Source organism: Burkholderia sp. Ac-20392 (genome assembly GCF_017104585.1).
GTDB lineage: Bacteria > Pseudomonadota > Gammaproteobacteria > Burkholderiales > Burkholderiaceae > Burkholderia > Burkholderia lata.
Genome location: NZ_JAAGPB010000314.1, coordinates 1 through 9,953 on the forward strand (window position 1 = coordinate 1; position 9,953 = coordinate 9,953).

Annotated in this window: 13 protein-coding genes; 5 read left to right on the plus strand and 8 right to left on the minus strand. The window is 67.4% G+C overall.

The genetic code is table 11. The annotated features are described in order from the left end of the window. Positions 1–1,606: choline dehydrogenase (locus G3N99_RS27010; protein ID WP_206123928.1), on the minus strand; the 1,606-nt coding region annotated here is incomplete at its 3' end. A 186-nt stretch (positions 1,607–1,792) separates the two neighbouring features. Here G3N99_RS27010 and G3N99_RS27015 point away from each other — a divergent pair. Next, positions 1,793–2,617, plus strand: a complete 825-nt coding sequence (locus G3N99_RS27015; protein ID WP_206123929.1) for an IclR family transcriptional regulator — start codon at positions 1,793–1,795, stop codon at positions 2,615–2,617. A gap of 95 nt (positions 2,618–2,712) precedes the next feature. Here G3N99_RS27015 and G3N99_RS27020 read toward each other — a convergent pair whose 3' ends face one another. Both G3N99_RS27020 and G3N99_RS27025 read right to left on the minus strand, forming a co-directional pair. Further along, positions 2,713–3,036 carry a hypothetical protein gene (locus G3N99_RS27020; RefSeq protein WP_174948913.1) on the minus strand — a complete coding sequence of 108 codons (324 nt, stop codon included), beginning with the start codon at positions 3,034–3,036 and terminating at the stop codon, positions 2,713–2,715. 202 nt (positions 3,037–3,238) lie between these two features. After that, positions 3,239–3,862, minus strand: coding sequence for an NAD(P)H-dependent oxidoreductase (locus G3N99_RS27025; protein WP_206123930.1), 624 nt, complete (start codon positions 3,860–3,862; stop codon positions 3,239–3,241). A gap of 94 nt (positions 3,863–3,956) precedes the next feature. On the opposite strand from G3N99_RS27025, the gene G3N99_RS27030 reads away from it, so the two are divergent. Both G3N99_RS27030 and G3N99_RS27035 read left to right on the plus strand, forming a co-directional pair. After that, complete coding sequence (locus tag G3N99_RS27030; protein WP_174986636.1) at positions 3,957–4,313, plus strand: metalloregulator ArsR/SmtB family transcription factor; 357 nt, start codon at positions 3,957–3,959, stop codon at positions 4,311–4,313. Beyond that, the gene (locus G3N99_RS27035; protein ID WP_174936001.1) at positions 4,310–4,768 is read left to right on the plus strand and encodes an SRPBCC domain-containing protein; all 459 of its coding nucleotides are present in this window, start codon (positions 4,310–4,312) and stop codon (positions 4,766–4,768) included. Before G3N99_RS27030 ends, G3N99_RS27035 begins: the two co-directional genes overlap by 4 nt. A gap of 27 nt (positions 4,769–4,795) precedes the next feature. On the opposite strand, the gene G3N99_RS27040 is transcribed toward G3N99_RS27035, so the two are convergent. Genes G3N99_RS27040 through G3N99_RS27050 form a run of 3 tightly spaced genes read right to left on the minus strand, consistent with a single transcriptional unit; the run spans position 4,796 to position 7,474 of the window. Then, positions 4,796–5,818, minus strand: a complete 1,023-nt coding sequence (locus G3N99_RS27040) for a DUF2891 domain-containing protein (protein ID WP_174936004.1) — start codon at positions 5,816–5,818, stop codon at positions 4,796–4,798. Between the two features lie 19 nt (positions 5,819–5,837). Beyond that, positions 5,838–6,788 carry a DUF979 domain-containing protein gene (locus tag G3N99_RS27045; protein ID WP_174936006.1) on the minus strand — a complete coding sequence of 317 codons (951 nt, stop codon included), beginning with the start codon at positions 6,786–6,788 and terminating at the stop codon, positions 5,838–5,840. Next, on the minus strand, positions 6,785–7,474 hold the full coding sequence (locus tag G3N99_RS27050) for a DUF969 domain-containing protein (RefSeq protein WP_174936008.1): 690 nt from the start codon (positions 7,472–7,474) through the stop codon (positions 6,785–6,787). The genes G3N99_RS27045 and G3N99_RS27050 overlap by 4 nt, the downstream gene beginning before the upstream one ends. Positions 7,475–7,811: 337 nt before the next feature. On the opposite strand from G3N99_RS27050, the gene G3N99_RS27055 reads away from it, so the two are divergent. Next, the gene (locus G3N99_RS27055) at positions 7,812–8,036 is read left to right on the plus strand and encodes a hypothetical protein (protein ID WP_011355611.1); all 225 of its coding nucleotides are present in this window, start codon (positions 7,812–7,814) and stop codon (positions 8,034–8,036) included. A gap of 46 nt (positions 8,037–8,082) precedes the next feature. On the opposite strand, the gene G3N99_RS27060 is transcribed toward G3N99_RS27055, so the two are convergent. Together G3N99_RS27060 and G3N99_RS27065 are read right to left on the minus strand one after the other, a co-directional pair. Then, complete coding sequence (locus G3N99_RS27060) at positions 8,083–8,511, minus strand: hypothetical protein (protein ID WP_206123931.1); 429 nt, start codon at positions 8,509–8,511, stop codon at positions 8,083–8,085. Between the two features lie 98 nt (positions 8,512–8,609). Continuing rightward, positions 8,610–9,164 (minus strand): DUF4946 domain-containing protein, encoded by a 555-nt coding sequence (locus G3N99_RS27065; RefSeq protein ID WP_206123932.1) that lies wholly within the window; start codon positions 9,162–9,164, stop codon positions 8,610–8,612. 348 nt (positions 9,165–9,512) lie between these two features. Between G3N99_RS27065 and G3N99_RS27070 the strand changes: the two genes are divergently transcribed. Further along, the coding region (locus G3N99_RS27070) for a response regulator (protein ID WP_206123933.1) at positions 9,513–9,953 on the plus strand (441 nt) is incomplete at its 3' end.

Consider the following 9,953-nt stretch of genomic DNA (forward strand, 5'->3'; position numbering starts at 1 on the left):
TGCGCGCGTCCTCGAGGATCATGTCGGACGCCTTCTCGGCGACCATCACGATCGGCACGTTGGTATTGCCCGATACGAGGGTCGGCATGATCGAGCAGTCGACCACGCGCAACCCGCGCGTGCCGTACACGCGCAGCCGCTCGTCGACGACCGCGAGCGGATCGCGCGCGACGCCCATTTTCGCGGTGCCGGACGGATGAAAGATCGTCTGCCCGTATTCCCGGCAGAACTCGAGCAGTTCGTCGTCCGTCTGCGCGTCCGCGCCCGGCCGCACCTCGCGCTGCATCAGCGACGCCATCGGCTCGGTGGCCGCGACACGTCGCGCGAAGCGTACGCCGGCCACCGTCGTGCGGCGGTCGCGCTCGGTGTCGAGATAGTTCGGCTGGATCGACGGCGCGTCGCGCGCATCGTCGGTGCGGATGCGCACGGTGCCGCGCGATTCGGGCCGCAGCTGGCAGATCGAATACGTGCAGCCGGGAAACGGATGCACGCTGCCGCCCGCCGAATCGGCCGACAGCGTCGAAAAATGGAACTGGATGTCGGGCGTCGCCGATTCGTCCGGCAGCGCACGGCAGAACATCCCGCCCTGGTTGATGCCGATCGCGAGCGGGCCGCCGCGAAACAGCGCCCATTGCAGCCCCATCTTCGCGCGGCCGACCCACGAATGCAGTTCGTCGTTGGTCGTGATCGGCTTCGTCACTTCGTAGATCAGACGAATCTGCAGATGGTCCTGCAGGTTCTCGCCGACGCCCGCGCGATCGGCGACGACCGGAATCCCGTGCCGGTCCAGCAGCGCGGCCGGCCCGACGCCCGACACCTGCAGCAGTTGCGGCGACTGCAGCGCGCCGGCCGCGAGAATCACCTCGCGCAGCGCACGCACCTCGTGAACCTTGCCATGCTGGACGTAGCGTACGCCAGACGCCTGCGCGCCGTCGAACAGCACCTTCAGCGCCTGCGCATCGGTTTCGACATGCAGGTTCGGCCGTCCGCGCGCGGGCTTCAGGTAGGCCACGGCCGTCGAGCAGCGCAGCCCGTTGCGCGTGGTGAGCTGGTAGTAGCCCACGCCCTCCTGGTCGCCCGTATTGAAATCGTCGACCGTGCGCACGCCGAGCTGGTTCGATGCGGCGACGAACGCATCGACGAGTTCGTGCCGCTGCCGGATCGCGGACGCCCACAGCGGGCCGCCGGTGCCGCGCGTCGGCCCTTCTCCGAGCGTGTTGTGTTCGAGCTTGCGGAAATACGGCAGGCACTCGCGCCAGCTCCAGCCGCGATTGCCGAGCGCGGCCCAGTGGTCGTAATCCTGCTGCTGCCCGCGCACGTAGATCAGCCCGTTGATCGAGCTGCAGCCGCCGAGCGTGCGGCCGCGCGGCCAGTACAGGCGGCGGTTGTGCATGTTCGGATCGGGATCGGTGTGGAAGCCCCAGTTGTACACGGGGTGGAACATCGTCTTGCCATAGCCGATCGGCACGTGGATCCACATGTATTTGTCGGCGGGGCCGGCTTCCAGCAGGCACACCGTGTGGCGGCCGCCGTCGGACAGCCGGTTGGCGAGGACGCAACCGGCCGATCCCGCGCCGACCACGACATAGTCGAAGCTGCGTGTCATTCGTGTCTCCGTTCCGGGGTATTGGAAAAATCCGGTATGTTTTGTCCAAATTTATTGAGCACACGGAACGCATACAAGCCGATTTATTGTCCACGCCGCGAATGTGGTACAAAAACCGTTCAATTCGTTTCATTTCCATCGCACCCACCATCCCGGGACGCATGCCGATCCCGACGGAGGAGACACATGCGCGAAACCGCCCCCGCGCCGCCCGATGGCGCGCCCGCCGACGACGCGCGCGTGCTGCGCGCCCTCGCGGTGCTCGAAGCGCTCGCGTCGGCCGGCCAGCCATACACGCTGTCGCAACTCGCCACGCGGCTGCATATCCCGAAAGCAACGCTGCTGCGGCTGATCGAATCGCTCGAAACGCGCGGCTATGTGATCCACATGCCCGACTCGCGCGGCCACGACCGCGGCATCGCGCTCGGTCCGCGCGCCGCGCAGTTCGCGCTCGCGGCCCTGTCGAACAACACCTTCACGCGCGGCTGCCGGTCGGTGCTGCGTGCGCTCGTCGACGTGCTCGGCGAAACCTGCAACCTCACCGCGCTCGACGGCGACACGGTGCTGTACGTCGAACGCGTCGAGACGACCGAGCCGCTGCGGCTCGAAATGCGGCCCGGCATGCGCGTGCCGCTGCACTGCACGGCGAGCGGCAAGCTGTTCCTGTCGCAGATGAATGCGCTGGAGCGCAACGCGATGCTCGCGCGGCTCACGCTGAAGAAGATGACCTACCGGACGCTGACCGATGCGCAGTTGCTCGCGGCCGAGCTCGACCGGCTCGCCGCGCGCGGCGTCGGGATCGACAACGAGGAATTCGTGCGCGGGATGGTGGCCGTCGCGGTGCCGGTGAAGGAGGCAGCCAGCGGCCGCGTGCTCGCGGCGCTCGCCGTGCATGCGCCGACCGCGCGCGCGACGCTCAACGACTTGCTGGAAAACGTGCCGAAGATGCGGGAAGCAGCCGTGCGGTTGGCCCCGCTGCTGCATGCGGCGGAGGGCGTGACGCAGGGTTGACGCGGCCGAGTGTGTTCATGCCGACGTTCGGTCACACGCTCAGGCGTTCACGCAGTCACGCAGTCACGCAGTCACGCAGTCACGCAGTCACGCAGTCACGCAAGGTGATAACGCAGCCAGAAAGTTTCGCGGCAGGCGTTGTCGAACGTCATCCGCGTCGGCCCGATCGGTTGCGCATCCGGATGGCGGAGCACGTCGTAGTCGATCCAGCATTCCGCGCACAGCAGATCGGAAGGTGCGCGGTCCTGCTCGACCGAGCGGCGCACGATCGCACCGTTGTCGAAGCGGTATTCGGTTTCGTCGCGCGTGACCTCGACGTCGTCGTCGGTCCAGCGGTCGTGCGACGTCGTGTGCGACACGATCGACACCGGGCCCGAGAGCCCGTGGATCGCGGCGACGTATGAAATGAGCTTGTCCATGGCGAGGCGGCAAGGAAACGAATGGCCGCATCGCGCAACGCATGCGGCGCGATGCAACCCGAGCGGCGAGTATAGCCGCGCCCCGAAGACCTTGCCGCCGGCGGGGTTTCGCGCGCCACGCGTCCAGCGCGAGCTACGCGAACGTCACAACAAGCCCGTGCCCGGCCACGTGGGCGAATGCGATCGCGAGATGCCGGTCAACCTATGCGAACAACGCGCGCACCGCGTCGACGTGGGGCGCGAGAAACACTGCGCTATCGGCCTTGCCGGTGAACACATCCGCCGCACCGTCCGCGATCACGAAACGCATGTCGTCGACACCCAGATAACCGAACAGCGTCCGCAGCCAGGGTTCGAGGAAGTTGCGTTGCGCCCGCTCCGCATCCGGCCCGTACCGCCATCCCGCCGCAATCACGAAGGTCGCGCGCCGTCCACCGAGCAACCCGCGCGGCCCGGACGGCGTCGTTACAACGGTCTCCCCCTGCCTGACGATGTGGTCCAGCCAGAGCTTGAAGTTCGCGGACGGCCCCCAGTTGTGCATCGGCACGCCGATCACGTATTCGTCGGCATCGCGCAACTCGGTCGTGAACGTCGTCGACAAAGCCAGCATCTCGTTCTGCTGCGCGGTCCGCAGGTCCGGCGGCGTGAAGTTCGCCGCGATCCACGCCGCGTCGATCGGCGGCATCGCAATGCGACACAGATCACGCTCCACGACGCGCCCGTCGGGATGCGCATGCAGCCAGTTGCGCGCATACTCCTGCGTCAGTCGACGCGAAATGGATGCATCGCCCATCGGGCTCGAATCGATCTGCAATAACTTGAACATCGGAATTCTCCGGTTGAAGGCGATCCGATGTTATTCAACCCAAAGGTTGATTGTCAACCTTGTGGTTGAATATAATTTCGCCATGAGTCTCTCCATGAATCCACACGATCGTTCGCCCGACAGGCTGGACGCCATCTTCAGCGCGCTTGCCGATCCGACCCGGCGGTCGATACTCGGACGGCTGCGCGACGGCAGCCTGACCGTGGGCGAGCTGGCGGCACCTTACGACGTGAGCCTCAATGCGATCTCCAAGCACGTCAAGACGCTCGAGAAAGCCGGGCTGATCCGCCGCGAAATCCGGGGGCGCGAGCACACGTGCCAGCTCGACGCAGCGAATCTCGAGGAAGTACAGCGCTGGCTCGACCACTACACGGTGTTCTGGAGCGAGCGGCTTGACGCGCTCGACCGGCATCTCGCCGCCAGGCGCAAGCAGAAGCCGCCCCGAGCATGAGCGCGCATGCGATCACGGTCCGCAAGCTGCTCCATGCGTCGCGCGACGAGGTGTTCGACGCGTGGCTCGACGCGGACGGGCTGTGCGCGTGGATGCTGCCCGGCACGATGAAGCATTGCGACGCGATGCTGGAACCGCGCGTCGGCGGACGCTTTCACATCTTCATGCGTTCGTCGCGCATCGAATACACGCACACCGGCGAATACCGGGTGCTGGATCGCCCGTCGAAGCTGGTATTCACGTGGCAGTCCTCGTACATGAACCAGCAGGAAACGCTCGTCACGGTCGATCTGTTCGACCGCGACGGCCTGTGCGAGCTCGTGCTGACGCATGAGCGCGTACCGTCCGAACTCGCGCCGAAAGGCGTATCGATCGGCTGGCGGCAGATGCTGGACAAGCTCGACGTGTCGCTGCGGGCCCGGGGCGACCGAACGATTGCGCGCCCCCGGGCCTGAACCGCGGCGCAGCCCCCTTCCCGCGCGCTACGCCTCCAGCGCGAGCAACGCGAACGTCGCGAGCCAGTGCTCGCCCATGTAGTCGCCGGCCACGTGCGCGAGTGCGCTCGCAAGATGCCGGTCGGCTGCCTCGAGCAGCTTCGCGCGCCGCGCATCGCCTTCCGGCAGCGCGCCGGCGAGCGCACGCTGGCACCACGCACGGCTCAGGTTCAGCCCGTCGAGGTGCGCGATCTTGCCGTCGCTGCGATCGCTGACCGTCGCCGGCTCGAACAGCGTTGCCGGCTCGCCGCGCGCGAGATCGGGCAGGAAGCGCGCGAACCAGCCGTCGAATTCGGCGGCCGGCAGCACGCGCCGCATCAGCTCCGCCTCCATCAGCGCGGGCGACAGGAATTCATCGCCCGACGGCTCCCACGCCTGGCACGCGACATCGTTCAGATGCCAGCGCTTCGCGGTATCGACGATCAGCGCCGCGAGCCCGTCGCGCTGCGTATCGCGTGCGAAATCGAGCGTCAGCGCGAGCGCGAACGCGGTGTTGAAGTGCGTGCCGACCCGCAGCGGATAGGTCGCTTTCGGCAGGAAGGTCTCGAAGCGCGACACGAACAGGTCGGTCAGCGGCGCCATCGTCTTCGCCCAGCGCGCGGCCTGCGGCATCGCCCCCTTCAGCGCGAGCCGTTCCAGCTGCGCCGACAGCGCGAGCAGCCACGCCCAGCCGTACGGACGCTCGAAACCGCTGTTGTGCGGCAGCGCGAGATACGCGCGCTCGCCGGCGACGTTCGCATCGGTGAAGTGCGCATCGACGATCGCGACGATGCGTTCGGCCTCCGGCAACGCCGGGTAGCGTTCGAGCACGCGCAGCACGAGCCAGTAGCCGTGCACGCACGAATGCCAGTCGTAGCTGCCGTAGAAGATCGGGTGAAGTGCGCGCGGCCCCTGCACGTCCTGCGGGCCGGCGAGCGAATGCGTGAGCTTGTTCGGATATTCGCGGGTCAGGTGCGCGAGCGCGAGCGACGCGAATTTCGAGGCGAGTTCGGGCGTGAGTCGGTCGGTCATGGGCATCTCGTCCATCGAGTCAGAAACGGAATACGAACGCATACATCAGCAGCGTGTTCACGGCGAGCAGCAGCACGGCTGTCGGCCACTGCGCCTTGATCACGCCATTCTTGTCCTTCAATTCGAGCAGCGCCGCGGGCACGATGTTGAAATTCGCGGCCATCGGCGTCATCAGCGTACCGCAGAAGCCGCTCAGCATCCCGATCGCGCCGACGATCGCCGGGTTGCCGTGGAACTGGTGGACGATCAGCGGCAGGCCGATGCCGGCCGTCATCACGGGGAACGCGGCGAAGCCGTTGCCCATGATCATCGTGAACAGCGCCATGCCGACCGTGTAGGCCGCGACCACCGCGAACGGCGAATCGATCGGCACCCACTCCTTCACGAGCCCCGACACCACGCCGCCGACGCCCGCGACCGCGAACAGCGCGCCGAGCGCCGCGAGCATCTGCGGCAGGATCGCGGCCCAGCCGACCGCGTCCATCGTGTGGCGTGCCTCCTTCACCGCATGCACGGGCGAATCGCGCAGCATCGCGAGCGCGACGGCGAACGCGACGAGCGTGCCGAGCACGAGCGAGATCAGCGTCACGCTTTTCTGGTCGACGAACGGCACGAGCTTCAGCGCGAACGTGCCGATCAGCGTGACGACCGGAATCAGCAGCGCGGGCAGGAACAGCTTGTTGCCGAAACGCTGCGCGAGTGTCTCGCGCCGCACGGCCGCGGCTTCCCCGGCTTCATCAGACTTGCCGCGCCCGAGCTTGCCCGAGCCGGCGATCACCGCGAGCGCGATCGCGAGACAGCCCGTCACGAAATGCGGCAGCAACTTGCCGAGCAGGAACGTGACCGCGTAGATCGCCCAGAACGCGAAATTGACGATGCGGCGCGGGTTCGTGCGGTCGGTCAGGTTGAAGAAGGCGAACGCGGCGAACATCAGCCCCGCGAGCGTGTACAGCGATTCGAGGCCGATCATCGCGCGCCCTCCTGCCCCACCAGGCCGAAGCCGCGCGTGAGCCGGCGGTCGAGCAGCGCGAGGCGCGTGCAGTGGATCAGGAGTGCGGCGATCGCCGTCGGGATCGCCCACACCGACAGGTGCAGCGGCTCGATGGAGATCCCGTTCTGCTCGAGAAAGCCCTTGATCAGCAGGATCGACTGGATCGCGATGAAGATGTCTTCACCGAAGAACACGGCGACGTTGTCGACGCCCGACGCATGCGCGCGGATCTGCTGGCGCACCGATTCGGGCAGCTCGCCATGCCGGTTGACGGCGGCGGCCTCGGCCATCGGCGCGATCAGCGGCCGCACCATCTGCGCATGGCCGCCGAGCGACGTGAGGCCGAGTGCGGCCGTCGCCTGGCGCAGCACGAAGTACAGCATCAGCACGCGGCCCGTGGTGGCCGCCTGCACGCGCGAGATCATCCGCTTCGCCTGCTCCTTGAGGCCGTTGCGCTCGAGCAGCGCGATCACCGGCAGCGTCAGCCAGATGAGCCCCATGTAGCGGTTTTCGGTGAACGCCTTGCCGAACGCGCTGATGATATCGACGAGATTCAGCCCGCCCGCCAGCCCCGTCGCGAGCCCCGCGATCGTGACCACCAGCAGCGCATTGAAGCGCAGCGCAAAACCGATCACGACGATCGGCACCCCAATCAGCACCAGCATTGCTCCTCCTTGTATCGGACGCGCGGCGCCTTGGAATGCGCCGCCTGCCCGGTTTGGACCGGGCTCGGACGGCGCAATCTAACACGAGATTTTATCGATAAATAGTCGACAATTTGCTGCTTCGGGTAAACGTTGAAGCGTGCGAATACCGTGCCCGGGCCATGTGTCGGCGGTGTTTCATCCAAGGAATTGGGGGACGGTCGGCCGGTGCGAACGTGCCGGTCGCGGCACGCGCGCCCCCGCTCCCGGGGACGGCGTGAGACGGGCCGCCGCGCGTGGCGAAGCCCCGGTGCGCCGACTAAACTGGAAAACATCGGCAACGGACGGGAGAGCCGCCATGATTGACGTATTCCAGACCATCGGCAGCCGCGCGTTCTCCGCTCATCTGGCGAAGGACGGGATGGTGACGCTGATGGAGCAACGCCATGAGGTCGATCGCGTGACGCTCGCGACCGCGTATGCCGCGCTCGTCGAGGAGTCCGAGCAGGAAACCGACCTGCTCGACGCGACGGTCGAAGGGATGATGCGCGCGCTGATCCAGGGGTACGCGCGCAGCCACTGACGGCGCGCCCGCCCCCGTTGAAGCGGATGACGGGCCGGCGCGGGCGCTACGCGGCCGGTGTGCCGGCGCCCATGTCGAACCACCGGCCCGTGCGCAGTTGCCGGTAGTCGGCCTGCGTGAAGATCCTCAGCAGGTTCGCGACCGCGCCGTTGCTGGCGCGGTCGAGTTCCGTCATGAAGGCTTCGACTTCGTCGCGGCCGGCAAACAGGATCGTGCGAAAGTAGCGTTCGCGTTCCGCGTCGGACAGGTTCGTTGCGCTCAGCTGGTACGGATGGTGAAGCGCCGCGAACAGGAAGTAAAAGCGCTCGGCGTCGTCGCGCAGCACGCGCACCGCGTCCGGATCGACCGGAAAATCGCGGTAGAACGACGCGTGCCCGCTCTCGATATAGATCCGGTACAGCAAGCGGCCGTCGTGCTCGGTCACGATCGGCGCGTACGGGTCGCGGCTGACGAGTATCGTATCGGGCGCGGTCATCGCGCGTGCCTCGCGGGCGGTTCCCCGCCGGTGCCGCGCCGCCGTGCCGACGGTGCCGCCTGATTGTCCTTCATGCTTCGTCTCTCCTGCATCGCGCGTCATTGCACCGTCAGATGCACGCGCATCGTATCGAATTCCGGTTTGCTCGCGTCGAACCGATCGACGGGCGCCGTATAGGACAGCCCGTACACGGTCGTCGCGCTCATCGTCGCGACGAGCGTCTGCCGGATCGCCACCCCGTCCGCGCGCTGCATGTCGCAGGTCGTCGCAAGCCCCGGACGGCCACCCAGCGACATCTGCCCGGCGGCCGTGCACTGCGCGGTCCAGCCGCGACTCCGGTAGCCTTCGACGATCGTGTGCTGCAGCGTGTCGAACTCGTGATCGAGGCGGGCCGCGCCGCGATCCGTCCGGACGATCCGCATCAGCGACATCACGGCGTCGGCCGTACCCGACGCGCCGCGTTTCACCGCGACGTCGTTTGAGCCGGGCAGCGTCTTGCCGGCGCGGGTGGCCGGCGCGGGACCTGGCGAAATTTCCCATCCCGACGGCCACGCAACGGTATCGGGCGCTCCGGCAAACGCCGTCGCCGCCCCGATGCACGACCATACGGAAATGACACGCACGGTCAGTCGAAAACGGGGCTTCTGGTTCATGTCGTTCGGCGGATTTCGCGCTGCGGAGGGCGGAAGGGTGCGATGGGCGCGTCATGATCGCATGGCGTACCGTCCGCCCGCCAGCGGCGACCGGCTTTCACGCGCCGTCCGGCGGCCGGCGGCGGCATCCGGACGCGCGTCGTCATAGAGGAAACGCACTGAAACGGCACAATGCGCAAATTTTTCGATTGCCGCCGCCCGCGCCGCATGACAGCATGCGGGCGTCGCCAACCGAAAAGAATGCCGTGCCGTCCGGCCGCCGATGCCGCCCGGCGGCGCCGTACAGGCAGCCCCTTCCATGAACCCGGCCCCCCTCCAACATTACGAACCGACCGGAGAATTCCGCTTGTGAACATCGGCATCGTCAACGACCTCCCGCTTGCCGTCGAGGCGATGCGCCGCGCGATCGCGCGCCGGCCCGAGCACCGCGTGCTGTGGGTCGCGACCGACGGCGCGCAAGCCGTCGAGCTGTGCGCCGCGCAGCCGCCCGATGTCGTGCTGATGGACCTGATCATGCCGAAATTCGACGGGATCGAAGCAACGCGGCGGATCATGCGATCCGAACGACCGTGCGCGATCCTGATCGTGACGAGCTGCATCGGCGCGAATGCATGGCGCGTGTTCGAGGCGATGGGCGCCGGCGCGCTCGACGCGGTCGATACGCCGCGGCTCGGCGACGGCGCAGCCGGTGACACGACCCGCCTGCTGCTCGCGAAGATCGACCAGATCGGCCGCCTGCTCGACGCTCCCGGCGGCGCGCGCCTCGCCGGCACGGCCGCCCGCGCCGGC